The following is a 16,948-nucleotide window of genomic DNA, read 5'->3' on the forward strand; positions in this document are numbered from 1 at the left end:
GAGAACCCTGCGGACAGGGTTCTCCAGCTTCTCCTAGTATAGAAAACATCCGCTGCGAAGTCGATCCTCTTCCACCACCACAGCCGCCCCGGTTCGACGGGTCTCGGCCATGTCGAGAATCCGTTGGTTGGAGGATCCCCGGAATAAGAGCAAGGGATCGCGCAGGCGAGCGATGTACTTGCCATCCACCAGCAGGTCGGTCTGGTCCAACAGCTTGTCCCAGCCCCTTTCAATCCCTACCGGTGCACAGAGCCGTTCGTACAGGTATCCAGTGTAGGTAATGACATTCAGGCCCAACTCATGAATCTTCTCCGCCAAAAAGGCGAGCGGAGCTGCTTGCTCGAACGGATCGCCCCCGCTTAAGGTGACGCCGTCAAGCAGCGGATTGGCCCGAATTCGGTCCAGGATGCTGCCAAGCGTAACGACACGTCCGCCTTCCACAGCATGCGTCTGCGGATTGTGACAGCCCGGACACGCATGGGGACAGCCTTGGGTGAACAGGGTGAAGCGAAGACCCGGACCGTCTGTGATGGAATCCTCCACCCAGTCGGCAATCCGAATCAGGGAATCCTCGGTGAATCGCTGCGACTGCGGCTGCGGTTCAGCCGAAGGCCCCTGAGCAGGCGTTGCGGCAGGCGACTCTACTCGGATCTCCAGCTTATCCATGCTTAACCCGATCCCGTTCTTCCGCTTTCTTGGCATCGTTGAAACGGTCGAGGGTTCCGACCAGGTAGCCGGTGATGCGGCGGATACGCTCAAACTTACCGCGGCCATCGGCTTCCGTCCGTCCGCAATTCGGGCAAGCTTCTTCAATGACGCCGCTGTATCCGCACACAGGGTCGCGGTCGAGCGGATGGTTGATGGAGCCATAGCCGATACCGGATTCCTTCATGGCCCGCACGATCTTCTCGAAAGCCGGCAGATTGAAGGTCGGGTCGCCGTCTAATTCCACATAAGTGATGTGGCCGGCGTTCGTCAGTGCATGGTACGGAGCTTCGATTTGAATCTTCTCGAAGGCGGTCAGCTTGTGATACACCGGCACGTGGAATCCGTTGGTGTAGTAATCACGGTCCGTCACGCCCGGAATCGTACCGAATTTCTTCTTATCCATGCGAACGAAGCGTCCGGCTGTTCCTTCTGCCGGCGTAGCCAGTAGCGTGAAGTTCAGCTTGTATTGCTCAGCAGCTGCATCCATCCGTTCCCGCATGTGGGTGATGATCTTCAGCCCTAGCTCGCGAGCCTTCTCCGATTCCCCGTGATGTTCCCCGATGAGCGCCTTGAGGCATTCGGCCAAGCCGATGAAGCCGACCGACAGGCTTCCGTGCTTGAGCACTTCGCGAATCGTATCCTCCCGGCCCAGCTTGTCCGAGTCAATCCAGATCCCTTGTCCCATGAGGAACGGGAAGTTCTTTACCTTTTTCGCCGCTTGAATCTCATAGCGTTCAAGAAGCTGCCCGATCACGAGGTCAATCTTCTGATCCAGCTCCTGGAAGAAGCCGTCCACATCGTGGGCGTGCTTGATCGCAAGACGCGGCAGCGGAATCGTGGTGAAGCTCAGGTTGCCACGGCCATGTGTTACTTCGCGATCCGAATCATGCACGTTGCCGATGACGCGAGTCCGGCAGCCCATGTAAGCAATCTCCGTCTCCGGACGGCCTTCCTTATAATATTGAAGGTTGAACGGAGCGTCGATGAACGAGAAGTTCGGGAACAGCCGCTTGGCGCTTACCCGGCAAGCCAATTGGAACAAGTCGTAGTTCGGGTCTTCCGGATTGTAGTTCACGCCTTCCTTCACTCGATAGATCTGGATGGGGAAGATCGGGGTTTCCCCATTCCCAAGCCCGGACTCGGTAGCGAGCAGAATGCTGCGAACGACGAGCCGTCCTTCCGGGGACGTGTCCGTTCCGTAGTTGATCGAGCTGAACGGGATTTGCGCACCTGCCCGGCTGTGCATCGTATTCAGGTTATGGATGAGGGCTTCCATCGCTTGGAAAGTGCTCCGCTCTGTCTCCGCTTGTGCCTGTGTGAGGGCAAATTGCTGCATCCGGCTTGCGATCGACGCATCTCCGACGATTCCCGCCAGCTCCGTGCGTTCGGCTTCCAGCTCCGCTTCCGTCCGAACCATACGCGGGTAAGGGGCGCGCGCCTTCCAATCCTCCAGCAGGGCAGACAGAGGGACCTTCACCGCTTCCGGCGTATCGCTCAAGAGTTCCACGGCTTTAAGCAGGTTGTTGCGGTACAGACGGCTGTAGGTCTTGGCAACGCCGAGCGCCATACCGTAATCGAAGTTCGGAATGCTTTGGCCGCCATGCTGATCGTTCTGGTTGGATTGAATGGCGATGCAGGCCAATGCCGAATAGCTGTTGATGTCATTGGGCTCGCGCAGCTCGCCGTGTCCGGTCCCGAAGCCGCCTTCGAACAGCTTCTGAATGTCAATCTGGCAGCAGGTTGTGGTCAGGGTCAAGAAGTCGAGGTCGTGGATATGAATGTCGCCTTGCTTGTGAGCTTGCGCATGATCCGGATTCAGGACGAACAGCTCGTAGAATTGCTTCGCACCTTCCGACCCGTATTTCAGCATTGTGCCCATGGCGGTGTTGCCGTCGATGTTGGCATTCTCCCGCTTCAGGTCGTTGTTCTCGGCATCTTGATAAGTCAAATCCTCATAGACCTTCATGAGCCGCATGTTCATCTCACGAGCCCGGGTACGCTCCGCACGATACAAGATGTAGGCCTTGGACGTTTCGGCCAAGCCGGACTTCACCAGCACCCGCTCGACCATATCTTGAATTTCCTCAACATGAGGAATGCGTCCTTCTCTCTCCTGCTCCAGTTCCATCACGACCTGCTCGGCGAGACGCAGCGATTGCTCATACCCCACTTCGCCCGTAGCCGCTGCCGCCTTGAGGATGGCTTGTCCAATCTTCTCCAAAGTAAACGGCGCTTCGCGCCCATCTCTCTTCCGAATCTTCATCAACATACCTACCGTCTCCTTACTTGTTAGAATCTCGTTTCAGGCCCTTGAGGGGCTATGTAACCAACCGGAATCCTTGGCACCCAAGGCGCTTTCTGTATGAAACCAGCGAGTTTACCGCATCATTACAGGCGATCTGCCTCATAAGGTGATCCGATCCGGATCGAGTAGCTTGGCGTGTCCATATGCACTAGATATAGACGCAGATCAAAGATTACTTCAAGATATGGTAGGTGTCAAGATTGTCTCCTGCCCTCCTTTCCAAGAGATCGATCCCCTGATTTGCGGATAATGACGCGGGAAAATGAGGATTTCACCCCCGAAATGAACAGGAGATGTGACAAAACTGTCTAGAAGCTGTCACGAATTCTCGAATCCTTTTCGTCATTTTTGATGTCAACTCTTGAATCCGCAGCCGCCTTCTGCTTAGTCCTCTCTGTATAAAAGCTTGCCCCTTGACTTCCTTCATCCGCCTTCATACACTGGATACAGTTTCCTTCTATTGAACGAACCCCCCCCTTAGGAAAGGAGTCCTAGCCTGTGATGGAATCAAAAGGAAACATCAAACTGGTCATTACCGGCCTGCTGCTGTCCATCCTGATGGCTGCGATGGATAATACAATCGTCGCGACCGCCATGGGCACGATCGTGGGCGACCTCGGCGGCTACGATCAATTTGTGTGGGTGACCTCGGCCTATATGGTCGCCAATATGGCCGGGATGCCCATCTTCGGCAAGCTGTCGGACATGTACGGCCGCAAGCGGTTTTTCATCTTCGGGCTCATCCTGTTTCTCGTGAGCTCCATGCTGTGCGGCATTTCCCAAAACATCGTGCAGTTGAGCCTGTTCCGGGCCCTTCAAGGCATCGGCGGCGGAGCACTCATGCCCATCGCCTTCACGATTGTCTTCGACTTGTTCCCCCCGGAAAAACGCGGCAAGATGACCGCTCTGCTCGGCGCGACATTCGGCGCATCCAGCGTACTCGGCCCCTTGCTCGGCGCTTATATCACAGAGTACATAAGCTGGCATTGGATCTTCTACGTCAATGTCCCTATCGGCATTCTCTCCTTCCTGCTGATTTGGAGGGAATACCACGAGTCGAAGATCCATACGAAGCAAGCAATCGACTGGTGGGGAGCTTCCACGCTGGTCCTCTCCGTCGTCAGCCTCATGTTTGCCCTTGAGCTCGGGGGTAAGAAGCTCGCCTGGGATTCCCTGCCTCTGCTCGGCCTGTTCGCTTCCTTTGCGGTGTTCCTCCTTATCTTCGTCCTCGTGGAGCGAAAGGCAGAGGAGCCTGTCATCTCCTTCTGGCTGTTCCGCCGGAGGCTGTTTGCCGTCTCGCAGATTCTCGCCCTCTTGTACGGCGCCACCTTTATCATCCTGACCGTGTACATTCCCATCTACGTGCAGGCGATCTATGGAGGCAGTGCAACCTCCGCCGGGCTGATCCTGACGCCGATGATGCTTGGCTCCGTAGTCGGCAGCGCCATCGGCGGCGTCTTCCAGACGAAGACCAGCTTCCGCAACCTGATGATCATCTCGATCTTCGCGTTTCTGGCGGGGATGTACCTGCTCAGCACGCTCACGCCGGATACGCCGCGCCTCTACTTGACGCTCTACATGACGCTAGCGGGCTTCGGGACCGGCTTCTCGTTCTCGCTCTTGCCCACGGCTTCTACCCACAACCTGGAGCCTCACTATCGCGGAACCGCGAATTCGACCAACTCCTTCCTGCGGTCGCTTGGAATGACGATCGGCATCACGCTGTTTGGCAGCATTCAGAGCCGGACGTTCCTCTCGAACCTGAAGGAGCAATTTGCGGACATGGGCGGTGGAATGGGCGGCGGCATGCCCTTTAACTCGGAAGACACCCGCTCGCTCTTTACGGATGCGGGACGAGCGAAGATTCCGCCGCAGGTGCTCGACAAGATCGTGGCGGCGATGTCCTCCTCGATTACGTACCTGTTCCTGCTTGCGCTCATTCCGCTGGCTGTTGCAGCCGTTGCCACCTTCTTCATGGGCAAGGAGCGCGTCGTAGCGCCGGAAGCCGGGAAACCGGAAGCCACCTGATGGAATGGAATACCTGCACGGCAAAAAAGCCGAAGCTCCCCCTTACGAGGAGCTTCGGCTTTTCTATTGAAAAGACTTATTTTGCGATGTCGCTGATAATATAGTTTCCTTCGGCATTCTTCTTGGCCGTGTAGACGCCGCCGTCCTTCAGGGTCATCTTCACTTCGTCAGCCGTTCCGGAGAACGTGACTTCTTCCTGGGAAGCCGTGGCGAGGATGGAAGCCGGTACGAACGGATCCGCCTTAACTACAATGGCTTCACCAGCTTTTTCTTCCGTCAGGTAATGGGCAAGCACTTTCTCCGTCAGAGCCGGATCCAGGTAAGCATTCAAGAATTCGGTTGCCTCTTCCTTGCTCTTGGCGATGGACGAAGTCAGAACCGGTTTGCCGTCTTCCGTCGTTTCCTTGGTGAACAGCTGCGTGATCTTCTCTTCAGCCAGACGGCCGGCAATGTAAGCTTTGGCTTGGTACAGGCTTGCATCCTCAGCAGATGCAGTGGTTGGAGCAACCGTTGCAGCCGGGGAGGCCGATTCGCTCGTCTTGTTGTCGCTCGAGCAAGCGGCGGCCGAGATGGAAAGTGTCAGAATCAATGCGGATAATGCCAGTTTTTTGTACATATGGTATACCCCTCTCTCTATCGGTTGGCGGCTAGGACAAAAGAAAATGTATCGCCCTTCACCGCACGCACAAGTACATACTTTACTCCACTTTATCTGGAAATGCAATCATCGGAGAAGCCTTACAAGCCGTACCATTTGACTATAGAAAATCTTTCCTGACCTGGATGATCGCTGCGGGGGCCGGTGAGTTTTTCTCTCCGTGAGGCCTGTGCTATCATAAGAATAACGATTCAGAAACCGAAAGGAGTGTCCCAATGAAGCTCATCTCCATCGAACCGACGCCAAGTCCCAACTCCATGAAGCTGAACCTGGATGTGACGCTCCCGGCGGGCGAACGACAAACCTACACCCCGGATAATGCAGCCCAAGCTCCGGATATCGTCCGACGCTTGCTTGCCATCCCCGGCGTCACCAGTCTCTTCCATGTCGCCGATTTCATGGCGATCGACCGCCACCCGAAGGGGGATTGGCAGCCGATCCTGCAGGAGGTTCGCGCCATTCTCGGGGAAGCCGAGAATGCAGCTCTCCCCATTCCACTCGATTCAGACAGCGCTGGGATCGAATCCGCGCTTCCCACGGAAGGCTGGGGCGAGGTCCGTGTCGCCATTCAAGTGTTCCGCGGCATCCCCATGCAAATCCGAGTCTATTCCGGCGAGCAGGAAGCGAGGCTCGGTCTTCCCAAGCGGTTCGCCGAGGCGGCAATGGAAGCCGGCCTCGCCTCCCCTAACCTCATCAAGGAGCGCAAGCTCGAAGAGCACGGCGTCCGGTATGGCGAGCCCCAGGAGGTGCTGGAGGAGGTGGCCACGGAGTTGGACGCGGCCTACCCCGACGAGCGGCTCGCCGCTCTCGTTGCAAGCGCAGGCGACGTAGCCCCGGGAGAAGCTCCTGCGGAAGAGAGCTCCTCGCTGGTCCAGCTCCACGAGGCGCTCAGCAACCCGGACTGGAGAGTCCGCTATGCTGCCCTGGAGCGCTTGAAGCCCGAGGAAGCGGCCGTGCCTCTCCTCGCATCGGCGGTGCGGGATGAGAAGGTATCCATCCGCCGCTTGGCCGCGGTCTACCTCGGGGATGTGCGAACCCCCGAGGCGATGATGCTGCTGTATGAGGCGCTGACGGATGCCTCCCCAATCGTTCGCCGGACGGTAGGCGACACGCTGTCCGACATCGGCGACCCGGAGGCAGCCGGGCCGATGACAGCCGCCTTGCGCGACCGCAACAAGCTCGTTCGCTGGCGGGCCGCTCGCTTTCTTTTTGAAGCCGGTGACGAGCGCTCGCTGCCTGCCCTGCGGATGGCGGAGGACGACCCGGAGTTCGAGGTGCGCATGCAGATTCAAATGGCCATTCAGCGCATCGAAGGCGGCGAGGAAGCGGCCGGTTCCGTCTGGCAGCAAATGACGGCAAGGGATCGGTAATCGTCTAAAAAAGGCGTAGGAGAGAAGGATGCTCGTCCTCTCTCATACGCCTTTTGTTGATGCCCATTTGCAGGGATGCCCACTAGCGCTAAGGGGTATTGATAAGCATCCCCCAAGTGTCACGCCTTCGCTTCTTGCTTTTTCTTCTGTTCCTTCGCGCTCTTTACGGCTTGTTCGGCGCGGATTTGAGCCAGAGGATCATGCTCCAGAAGCGGCTTATACTTCGCCAGATCCACCTGCGGGTAGGTCAGGTTCAACTCCTTGAACGCCGACACAATGATCTTAAGTGCTAGGTAATCCCGAAACCAGCGGTGATTGGCCGGTACGATATACCAGGGATGACGCTTGGTCGCCGTATGCTTGAACACATCGTTGTAGGCGGCCTGATACTCATCCCAATACCGGCGCTCCTCCAGGTCGCTGTGATCAAACTTCCACAGCTTTTCCGGATTGACCATCCGCTCACGGATCTTCTTTAATTGAAAGTCCGGGGAGATGTGGAGGAAGATCTTAACGAGGGCAATGCCGCTGTCCGCGAGCAGCTTCTCGAAGCGTGTAATGTGCTTGAAGCGCCTCCCCACTTCCTCATCATCCACGAGCTTGTGCACGCGGGTGATCAGCACATCCTCATAATACGAGCGGTTAAAGGCTGTGATAAAGCCTTTTGGCGGCGTAACCTTATGCGTTCGCCAAAGGAAGTCGTGAGCGGCTTCTTCGGTCGTCGGAGCCTTGAAGCTCTCCGCGCGGAACCCTTGCGGGTTCAATTCCGCCAGCACCTTCTTGATCACGCCGTCCTTGCCGCTGCAGTCCATTCCCTGAAACAGGATGAGGACGCCGTTCGTCTTGCTGGCGAACAGCTTCTCCTGTTCTTCGTAGAGCTCCTTCTTCAGCTTCTCGAACTCGTCAGCCAGCTCTTCCCGATCCTCGATCCCGTTCGTATCTTCCGGGTCGAAACGAAGAAGCGCTTCCTTCTCATTTCCGGTTAACCGATAGTGCTTCAGCATGGTCATCCCTCCTCAAGCTTCCATCTTCATGATTACCCCAATTCAACAATGGCTTAAGCGGCAAGGACTACTCTGACTCTTTTTTTGTTACCCCACTGCTTTCGTGATCAGGTCAGAAACCTTGCTCACATTCGTCTTGAAATAGGTAGTAAAGTACCAGTCACGGTACTTTTCGGGTACTTCAATCTCCTCCAAGTTTTTCTTGCTATGGACGGCTTCTGTCACTATTGCCCATAGATCCGTTATGTATCCCTTCACTGCGTGAAGTTCTTGCAACGAGCATACTTCCCCATGTCCCGGCACGATCGTTTCTACATCCAGCCATTCGACCTGCTCCAGAATGGTCAGCCATTCCTGAGGATTGGCATTCGCCAAAACCGGGTGATGGTTGGAGAGCACCAGATCCCCCATGACGGCAATTTTGTACTCCGGGATGTACACGATCGTATCACTTTGTGTGTGCCCCCCGCCAAAGGTAAGGAGTTGAATGCTACGGTCACGGCCATGTAGGGTCATTTGCTTATCATAAGTGATCGTCGGCAGCGTATGGACCAGATTGGGGAGCATGTTCACAAATTCACGGTCAGTTGCATTTTCCCATACCATTTCACGCTTCAGCTTTTCATCTGTCTCTTGTTGGATTTGCTCTTCAAGGTCGTCGATTGCCTGAACCAACATCGCCGTGTTTTCCTGATAATGGGCTAATCGCTTACGGGAGAAGGTATCCATAATCTCACGAGTTGTGGATGTCGAAATAATTTGAGCGGTAGGGACAAACACTTGATTTCCAGAGGTATGGTCGCTGTGCCAATGGGTGTTGATTACATAGGATACCGGATTTCCCGTAAGGTACTCCGCGGCCGCTTTCAAATCCTCTGCAGCCTGTATGGTGGAAAATGTATCCACAACAACGGTTGTATCGCCTAGATCAAGGATCGTTGCATTTCCCAAGGAACCGGTGCCTGGAACCGCAATGGCTGCAATTACGCAATCTGTAATGCGATTCAGCCGAAAATGCTCGGAGCCCCTATAGGTTTCTATTGTGTTTTTCATCGTCACCACTCCCGTCCAATATGGGAATCCATTATAGGCCACATTCATGCGTTAGACAATCGAGTAAGGCAGGATTCGGCCGTCTTTGACTCGAATGGAGGTGACCACCGGATCGATGGAGACATCGTTCCATTTTTGATTGGTGATGCCCGCATCTGTCGGAGTGACACGGCGATAATCGCTCTCCATTCCCTGAATTGAGATTTCACCGTTCTCTGTCAACGTGACAACAGCATGAAGGGCATTTTCATACAAAATGAGGTTGGCGAGCCCCGGATACTTTTCATGGACCTCCACCGGATAAGGGAACAAAGGCTTCACATTCTGCCAGATATAAGTCATGGAGTTCAGGGTGTAATAGCAAATGCCGTTCACGACGGAGGCCTCATCCCCGTGATCATGCCCGTTCATGCACAAGAGAACCCTTCCGGTTCGGGTCCCTTTTTCCAATAAAGCGCGGACGTCATCCCGATTGGCCACACCCCGCTTGGCGAACGAATTGACCAGGCTGTGATGGGTAAAGACGAGCGCATGTCCGTCCCATTCGGCCAGTTCTCGCTCCAGCCACACCAGTTGCTCCACAGGAATGTACGGGTATACGCCGGAGGTGGTCGAATAATTCCTTCCCCCGTAGGGCTCAGTACCTTCGTCTGTCTTGATGTAGCAGGCGTCCAGCACAAGGAACTTGTACATTCCTGCGGTAAACGAGTAATAAGAACGGGACTGCTTCAAAAAGGCCAGCACCTCATCCTGGGTGCAGGTATCGCTGTCGTGATTTCCTACCGCGTGATAGCAGGGCACTCCGCTCTCTTCGATCATGTCAAGGAGCGGCTGGTTGTGAGGGTGCGGATGGCACAAATCTCCCAGCACCATCAAAAAATCTGGAGACGTCCTCCGAACCGTATCCAGGCATTCCCTGAGACGCTCCTTCGCATCCGGCACAGCGTCTGCATGCAAATCCGTACAAACCACAAAGCGAACATCCGCCATCCAGCTACCTTCTTTCTATTGTTATATCTACCGTGTTGTAAAAAAGAAAAACCCGCCTATTCCGATCTCATCATCGATAACGGATAAAAACGGGTCCCACTTTCTCTTGTTATAAAAGGTGTCTGGCTTGGTTTAACGCGAGCCAAGCCCCGATGGCGCCGCAAAAGCCTCCATTCTTCAACAAGAACGGTTCACATTCGCGGATACGGGTATAGCGGGCGACGATCTCCGAGAGCGGCTCGTTTCCTTCAAAGAGAGAGCCCGCGTACACAATTCGGTCTGTCCCGGACATGGCAGCTGCCATCACGCTCACCGTCGTGATCGTCTCCCCGACCAGCCCAAGCACAGAAGCGAGGGCGTCAGCCGGTTGAGGAGGTTGAGGGCTGTGCAGCACGTTCCCGAAATTACTCGCGGTCAGATCACCGGGGATCGGAGGATTCGAACCTTCATAAATATGGCGAACCAGCAAGTCGACCCGCTCGCGATCGCCGGCTGCGGATTCTCGGATGATCGAGTCAAAATCATGCGTTCCCGTAAGCAGTGCGGAAAGCCCCATCACCGTTCCACCGCCTACACCGGTGCCGATCACGCGATGCGAACCTGACGGACCGACATGGTGGATGGACGTTCCGGTCCCGGCGTTCGCCAGGATGAAGTTGTCCAGCTCCACTCCCTGCAGCCGCAGCAAGAATCGGGCCCCTTGCACCGTTGCGTCAAATTCTCCCAGCTCCGTAACTCTTCCTTGCAGCAGCGCCGTCAACACACGGCTCTTGCCTCCCGTGAGGCAAACCTGCGCTTCCGGATACCGATTCAACCATTCGGCGGCTTCTTCGATCCGCGAGGTCGCGAATTTCAAGGTTACCGGCTCCGCTACCTCGCCATTGCTATAGGCCACCTTGATCAGGGTTCCCCCTGCATCCACACCGATCTTCCTGTGATTCCATTCAGACATTCGTTCTACTCCTTCATTGCTGCACGCTTTGCGCGGCTTTCGCTCGTATGTATGCCAGATTCGGCTTGTACAAAAAATCAGCTTTCCAAGCCATGTACGGCTCCGGCATGGACTCTTCCTCAGAAATGCGAGATGCCAGATCGATTAGCGTCTTCAGATACTGCCGTTGCACGGATATGGAATCCGCTGCTCCCACTGGTCCGTGTCCAGGGATCACGGTGGTATAGCCGTTCGATTCCAGCATTTCTAGAATGTTGACCCAGTTCCATGGGTCTCCTCCGTCCAGCATGGGGTGATTGTCGATCGAGACCAGGTCGCCTGCAAACAGGATACCGCAGTCCGGGACCTCCATCACGAGGTCCGATGGGCTGTGCCCGGCTCCGCATGTCACAAGACGGATGGACCGAGCCGAACCGGTAAGGACCTGTTCATGCTCAACCGAATGAGTAGGCGGCACGAGCCGGAGCTGGGGCAGCGCCTCCTGCATTTCCCGCAAGAAGCTCACTTGCTGGTGGAGCGTAATTCGCTCAGCCTGTGTTTCTTCTCCGTGGAGGGCCGCCAGCTTGCCTTCCAACTCCGCAATATCCAGGGCAAGCTGCGGGAGCATGCTTTGCTGCCGTTCGATGCGGCCTGGATGTTCCCGCTCGATCCATTCCCGCGTTATCGGGGAGGCGTAGATCTCCTTGGCATCAAATGCCTGATTGCCGCGAATGTGATCCCCATGCCAATGGCTGTTCACCAGGATAAACCGATCATGGCCGGTGAAATGGACCGCAGCCTCCTTTAAATCCTGGGCCGCTTGCGGCGCATTGAAGGTGTCGAAGATTACGACACGATCTCCCAAATCGACAAAGCCCGCATTGCCCATGGCTCCTCCATGCTCAGTCGCTATGGCCGCGTATACCCCTTCCGCCACCTTTTCCAATCCAAAATGCCTGGAAACCCATGCAGACATTCTCCGTCATCTCCTCAAGAAAATCAATTCAAATGACTAGAACAGCGCGCGTGCTAATGCGTAAAGGAGACCAAACTCGCAGGCTACCACGAGAAAGCAGCAAAAGAGAAAGAAGGAGAGCTTCGCTTCCCCAAACTGGTCTTTCCAGTAACGCCCGCGGAAAAGGGAAAGGAGATCGGGTGTAAATGAAAACTTGACCGCTTCCTTGAAATCCTCTCGGCTGCTGAAAAACACGCGGAACAGGTATTTGTAGACCGGGATATTCACCACAAGCAAAATCAAGAAAAGAATGATTTCCATCCTGCCACTTCCTTATTATAGGGATTGGTATATGAAACGAATCATCCCCACGTTGGTTTCGGCAGTCACAAATCCTTCACGAGATAAACCAGCAGCTCATCATCGATCGGCACCTCTTGCCCTGCCTTGACCCTTTGATTCTTGTAGCTCATTCCTTTTCCATCTAAATGGTACCCACGCTTGGCATACAAGAGTTGAGCGGGACCGTAATCCCCATAAAGGCCCACTCCAAGGCCAACTCTCGCGCAATTCCAGGCCGCTGCTGCTCGTTCCAGCTCTTCCAGAAGACGGCTTGCCAGCTTCTTCCGGCGAAACTCGGGAAAGATCACCAGGTCGTTGATTTCTGGAATCTGTTCCTCTTGAAAGGAGGGGTAATCCGAAACACGCAGCAAATGGCACCACCCCGCAAGCTTACCCTCGTGAAAGACGAGTCGCGTGAGTCGGTTCCCTTCCCGATTCGCTGTCAGCCAGCCCTCAAAGTACTCCTTCGGGTACCAAGGACAATGAATCTGCGCTTGTTGAAAGCATCGAATGGCCTCCTCTTGCGTGTCCAGCGGCTTCACGATCACATCTCCTGACCGTTCATCCGAAAGCGAAGGGGCTACGATCTCCACCTTCATGCGATCGGGGTCTTCAAAGAACACGGCGTAGTACCCTTCTCCCCCCGCATAAGGATGCTTGTCCCGATACAGAATCGAAGCCCCCCTTCGGGTGAGCTCCTCCGTGAACCAATCGACCTGCTCCCGGCTTTTGGCATGGAAGGCAAGGTGGTTCAACCCTACCCGCTTCCGATGATAGGGAATGTCGAGGTAGTTCTGCTCTGTCTGGACGAACACCAGGTACGTCTCTTCGTGCCGCCAGCTGATACCGCTTGCCCATTTTTGATATTCCTCGTAACCCAACTCCTCCAGGAACCATCTCCAGAAGGTGGTCGACCGCTCTAAATCCGAAACGTATATCTCCACATGATGCAGCATCCCCTCACAACCTTTCGTTTTCAAATGGACAGGAAAAAAGAACGGGCAGCAGACGGAACGATACCGCTCCGATCTGAGCCCTTTTCGCGAGTATTTAGTTTGGATCACCATTGAACACCAGACAAATTTACCACAATCCGCATAGTGGTGTCTCTATGGAATCATCGGCGCTTCCTCTTTTGGCTTACAGGAACTGCCGATCAAAAGCCTCCAGTTCCGTCTTGTCGATCTCGAATGCGGCGTCATACTCATACCGACCGGATACTTCATCAAGCGAACCGGCACTCAACTCCAGCGCCATAAAATCATCGAAGTTCGCTCCCCATGAGGTCTGAATGGAGTACTTCTCGGCATTGACGAAGCCAAATCGGCCGTAATAGGCTGGGCTGCCGAAGATGGCAATCCCCCTGTACCCCAGGCTTCTTGCTTTTTCGATAGACGTCCTCATGAGCCTGGCCCCTATGCCTTGCCTCTGGTAGGAGGGCCGAACCGACAGCGGGCCTACGCACAAGAGTTCGAAGGACTTTCCCTGCTCATTCACGACCTTGGCTCTCGTGTACAGCACATGGCCCACGATCTGGTCACTGTCTTTGGCGATTAGGGATAACTCACTCACGTAAGCAGGAGATTGATGGAGCTGGTGAACCATCAAGTGTTCGTCGCAGCCCGGCTTGTACACATCCCAGAAGGCTTCCCGAGTCATGCGTTCGATTTCCGGGTAAACCTCCTCTGATTCCTGCAAGAGCTCGATTGGCAAGGCTGTATCCTCCTCTTCCATGTCCTACGGGTTCAAAGCCATGTTGATTTGGCCCTTCGGGTCTTGCGTAACATACCCGAACGTTTGATAGATTCGAATGGCGTTATCGTTGAGCTTATCCGCAGCGAGAAAGCTTTGCTTGGCTCCTTGAGCCCTCCCCCAATCCAAGCTGGCCGAAACGAGTCGATGGCCGATTCCCCGCTTTTGGAAATCGGGGCTTACCGCAAGTTCTCGAAGCCACAGTACCGTTCCCGCTTCCCGGTCATGTCCATAGACCGAGACAAAGGTTGCTCCTGCCACTTGCCCCTCCACCTCAGCAGCCAGAATCCAACAATGCTCGGTCTCCAGCCATTCCTTAACGAACGATTCGTCTTCTCCGTGAAAGCCTCTCGACTGATCTGCGCAAGCTTTCGTAATCTGGGAAAGGCGTGCTTGATCCGCTTCGACGGCCAAGCGGACCGGAATCTCTTCTTTCCCTTTCGGATAAGGCTTCGAGAGGTCTTTAATCCAATAGTCCTCAAAATGGCTGACCACCCGAAACTTCAGCTGCTCCAGCCGTGCAATCCATTCCGGTTCAATAAATTCGAGATAAATCCGTTTCCCTTCGTGAGAGGCCGGCTCTTGAATGCGAGCCAGGACATCCTGCAGGATCGCCAGGAAAGCATCTACATCCTTCGCAGCCCAATGGAGGTGATACCCGTCCTTGTCCTGCTTCACGATCAGACCTGCATCGGTGCGGGTCAAGGTGAAGTCTCCCTCTTGAAGAGCAAGCTCTTCTTCCTCTGCATATTTCATCGAGCTATAGGGGAAGGTTTCTCCCATCTGGATAATGTCTTTCATGTATGATTCCTCCTTAGTTACACCCATTTGGGGATATGAGGACCGAAATAGGCCCCGATCTTTTCCACTTCTCTCATCACCGCTTGAATCTTGGCTTCATCCTGATACCAGCTGTTCCGGTGGATTCCTCTGGAGTCGGGAACCCCACACACCTGGAACTCTGTTGTTCTGGGAAAAACCGTCTGGTACGTCAACAGCGCACGCCTTGCGTGTTGATTTTTGCAGATCAAGATGACCCGCTCTGCCTTCAACTTCTTCTCTTGGATGAGAGCCCAGGAGTACCGTGCATTATCGAACGTATTCGCTGCCTGGTCTTCTCGAAGGATAGCCTCTTCCGGAATCCCGCCCTGGACTCCGATTCGTCGGAAGTAGCTCCATTCCGTTTCCCCGAGCTTGGGGTTAAAGCCGCCGGATGGCAGCACGTAAGACGCGAATCCTTGACGATATAGCTCGGCTGCCCGCTTCATTTGCTGCGGGTGACTTCCTCCGGGGACCAGAATTAGGTCCGCAGGCGAAAGCTCGGTGCTCACGAAGATCAATTCCGTGATGCAGGCAAAAGGATGCTGGGCGAGCTCCGACGGGGTACTAGCCTTCTTCATGTTTGTCATGAGCTCCTCCTCCACCTTCAGACCATTTTTGGTACAGCCAGCGGAAATTCCATTCGAAAACATGGGGTAAATCCCATTCCTGATAGGGTGTCAACACGCCCCGACTCAGCCAATCCTCGACGTTCTCTCCGCTTGCAGCTGCCTTCTTGGCAAAATCGTTTAGCTCGTTCAAATAGTGGCTCATTTCCTGAAGACTTTCCGCACCTGACGGACTTCCATGTCCCGGAATGACGGTGCGAATGTCCAGCTCCGTTTCCATTCGGGTGAGAATGCCTTGCCAAGCCAAGACGTCTCCCTGCAGCATGGCGGGATGAGAACGGCTGAGTACAAGATCGCCCGCAATCAGCACCTTATCCTCTGGAAGGTAAACGAAAGCGTCACTCTTCGTATGGCCGCCTCCAAACGTCTGCACCGTCGCAGATCGAGTGGAGCCATGCAGGACCATCCGATCTTCAAAAGTGAGCTCGGCCAGCTCCCATCGAATCGTAGGAATCGCCGCGTGAAGGTGCTCTTTGTCTGCTATTTCGGAATCGAGGGCTTGTATCATTCGCTTATCGGTCTGAACGGAGCGGGTCTTTCTTAACCCTTCGATCTGGGAGGCTACTCCTGCTTGCCACTCTTCTGGAGATAAATCTGCGTATGACGCCAGCATTTCTCGTGTCAGAGCCGTTGAAAGGCGAAGGCTGCCGGGAAACGCTTGGTTGCCGTAATGATGATCCCCGTGAAGGTGGGTATTCACCACGTAGCGGACGTTACGGCCAGTCAGGTGTTCTGCTGTTTGCCGCAGCTGCTCGCCCGCCTCAGGGAGTAAGAAGGTATCCACGACAAGCGTCGCATTCCCCAAGTCCACAATCGCCGCATTCCCGAGCGCCCCTGCTCCCGGAATCGCTACCGCAGCCCACACCCCATTGGCGACGGGGTGGATGTGAAAGAAGTCGGACATGCTCTAGCCCCTTCCCCTGCTTTGATCGTTCATCGTTTGAGTATAGGCGCGTTTCATCTCAAGTAATGAACCACCCGGTTGAGCTTTTCCAGCTCCTGCGGCTTGATCTTTAACGTAGTCTGTTCCACACCCGTTCCTCCATAGATGAAAGGGTAGCGGAACAAGGTTCGATCGAGAATAACCGGAAGCTTCGGCAAAACCAGGCCGACCGCTCCAATCCTGCTTCCGGTGGCTTGCTCGACTTCATCAGGCGTTGCCATGCGAAGCTGCGGCTCGCCTAGCTCCGCTTTCAAAGCTTCCAGATCTACTCTCCCATAATCGCCGGATACGATTATGGCGAGATAACCTCGCTCTGTGTTTATAAGTAAGGTCGGCGCGGTTTGACCGATCGAAATACCGAAGTAAGCAGCCCCTTCTTTTGCCGAACGAAGAGGGCGCTCATGGTGGAAGATTTCATAGTCCACCTCATGGGCATCCAAAACCTGACGCAGCTTTTCCAT

At 54.9% G+C, this 16,948-nt stretch carries 17 protein-coding genes and 1 pseudogene; 2 read left to right on the forward strand and 16 right to left on the reverse strand.

What is annotated here, in order from left to right:
• Window positions 1–33: 33 nt before the first annotated feature.
• Together AAFN83_RS05865 and AAFN83_RS05870 are read right to left on the reverse strand one after the other, a co-directional pair.
• Window positions 34–666, reverse strand: coding sequence for a 4Fe-4S single cluster domain-containing protein (locus AAFN83_RS05865; RefSeq protein WP_347767836.1), 633 nt, complete (start codon window positions 664–666; stop codon window positions 34–36).
• The gene (locus AAFN83_RS05870; RefSeq protein WP_347767838.1) at window positions 659–2,977 is read right to left on the reverse strand and encodes an anaerobic ribonucleoside triphosphate reductase; all 2,319 of its coding nucleotides are present in this window, start codon (window positions 2,975–2,977) and stop codon (window positions 659–661) included. Before AAFN83_RS05870 ends, AAFN83_RS05865 begins: the two co-directional genes overlap by 8 nt.
• A 537-nt stretch (window positions 2,978–3,514) precedes the next feature.
• On the opposite strand from AAFN83_RS05870, the gene AAFN83_RS05875 reads away from it, so the two are divergent.
• Complete coding sequence (locus tag AAFN83_RS05875) at window positions 3,515–5,041, forward strand: MDR family MFS transporter (RefSeq protein WP_481810480.1); 1,527 nt, start codon at window positions 3,515–3,517, stop codon at window positions 5,039–5,041.
• A gap of 76 nt (window positions 5,042–5,117) precedes the next feature.
• On the opposite strand, the gene AAFN83_RS05880 is transcribed toward AAFN83_RS05875, so the two are convergent.
• Window positions 5,118–5,657, reverse strand: coding sequence for a hypothetical protein (locus tag AAFN83_RS05880; RefSeq protein WP_347767841.1), 540 nt, complete (start codon window positions 5,655–5,657; stop codon window positions 5,118–5,120).
• A gap of 257 nt (window positions 5,658–5,914) precedes the next feature.
• Between AAFN83_RS05880 and AAFN83_RS05885 the strand changes: the two genes are divergently transcribed.
• Complete coding sequence (locus AAFN83_RS05885; protein WP_347767842.1) at window positions 5,915–7,069, forward strand: conserved virulence factor C family protein; 1,155 nt, start codon at window positions 5,915–5,917, stop codon at window positions 7,067–7,069.
• Window positions 7,070–7,188: 119 nt separating this feature from the next.
• Here AAFN83_RS05885 and AAFN83_RS05890 read toward each other — a convergent pair whose 3' ends face one another.
• The 13 genes and pseudogenes from AAFN83_RS05890 to AAFN83_RS05950 form a co-directional block, all read right to left on the reverse strand.
• Window positions 7,189–8,073, reverse strand: a complete 885-nt coding sequence (locus AAFN83_RS05890) for a PPK2 family polyphosphate kinase (RefSeq protein WP_347767844.1) — start codon at window positions 8,071–8,073, stop codon at window positions 7,189–7,191.
• Between the two features lie 87 nt (window positions 8,074–8,160).
• Window positions 8,161–9,126, reverse strand: coding sequence for an MBL fold metallo-hydrolase (locus AAFN83_RS05895; RefSeq protein ID WP_347767845.1), 966 nt, complete (start codon window positions 9,124–9,126; stop codon window positions 8,161–8,163).
• Between the two features lie 51 nt (window positions 9,127–9,177).
• On the reverse strand, window positions 9,178–10,116 hold the full coding sequence (locus AAFN83_RS05900; RefSeq protein WP_347767847.1) for a metallophosphoesterase family protein: 939 nt from the start codon (window positions 10,114–10,116) through the stop codon (window positions 9,178–9,180).
• Between the two features lie 109 nt (window positions 10,117–10,225).
• The gene (gene coaW / locus AAFN83_RS05905; RefSeq protein WP_347767848.1) at window positions 10,226–11,068 is read right to left on the reverse strand and encodes a type II pantothenate kinase; all 843 of its coding nucleotides are present in this window, start codon (window positions 11,066–11,068) and stop codon (window positions 10,226–10,228) included.
• Window positions 11,069–11,081: 13 nt separating this feature from the next.
• On the reverse strand, window positions 11,082–12,023 hold the full coding sequence (locus AAFN83_RS05910; RefSeq protein WP_347767850.1) for an MBL fold metallo-hydrolase: 942 nt from the start codon (window positions 12,021–12,023) through the stop codon (window positions 11,082–11,084).
• A gap of 36 nt (window positions 12,024–12,059) precedes the next feature.
• The gene (locus AAFN83_RS05915; RefSeq protein WP_347767851.1) at window positions 12,060–12,323 is read right to left on the reverse strand and encodes a hypothetical protein; all 264 of its coding nucleotides are present in this window, start codon (window positions 12,321–12,323) and stop codon (window positions 12,060–12,062) included.
• A 65-nt stretch (window positions 12,324–12,388) separates the two neighbouring features.
• Window positions 12,389–12,943, reverse strand: coding sequence for a GNAT family N-acetyltransferase (locus tag AAFN83_RS05920; RefSeq protein WP_347768263.1), 555 nt, complete (start codon window positions 12,941–12,943; stop codon window positions 12,389–12,391).
• Window positions 12,920–13,300 (reverse strand): annotated as a pseudogene (locus AAFN83_RS05925) (VOC family protein); the annotation flags it as partial. The pseudogene AAFN83_RS05925 and the gene AAFN83_RS05920, both read right to left, overlap by 24 nt.
• A 184-nt stretch (window positions 13,301–13,484) precedes the next feature.
• A complete protein-coding gene (locus AAFN83_RS05930; protein WP_347767852.1) occupies window positions 13,485–14,057 on the reverse strand; it encodes a GNAT family N-acetyltransferase in 573 nt (190 codons plus the stop codon).
• A 24-nt stretch (window positions 14,058–14,081) separates the two neighbouring features.
• On the reverse strand, window positions 14,082–14,897 hold the full coding sequence (locus tag AAFN83_RS05935) for a GNAT family N-acetyltransferase (RefSeq protein WP_347767854.1): 816 nt from the start codon (window positions 14,895–14,897) through the stop codon (window positions 14,082–14,084).
• Window positions 14,898–14,914: 17 nt separating this feature from the next.
• Window positions 14,915–15,505: a YdcF family protein gene (locus AAFN83_RS05940; protein WP_347767855.1), complete on the reverse strand. Its 591-nt coding sequence runs from the start codon at window positions 15,503–15,505 to the stop codon at window positions 14,915–14,917.
• Complete coding sequence (locus AAFN83_RS05945) at window positions 15,483–16,448, reverse strand: MBL fold metallo-hydrolase (RefSeq protein ID WP_347767856.1); 966 nt, start codon at window positions 16,446–16,448, stop codon at window positions 15,483–15,485. The genes AAFN83_RS05940 and AAFN83_RS05945 overlap by 23 nt, the downstream gene beginning before the upstream one ends.
• 53 nt (window positions 16,449–16,501) lie before the next feature.
• On the reverse strand, window positions 16,502–16,948 hold the full coding sequence (locus AAFN83_RS05950) for an aminoacyl-tRNA deacylase (RefSeq protein WP_347767858.1): 447 nt from the start codon (window positions 16,946–16,948) through the stop codon (window positions 16,502–16,504).

This window comes from Gorillibacterium sp. CAU 1737 (assembly GCF_039888655.1).
In the GTDB taxonomy this organism is placed as follows: domain Bacteria; phylum Bacillota; class Bacilli; order Paenibacillales; family NBRC-103111; genus Gorillibacterium.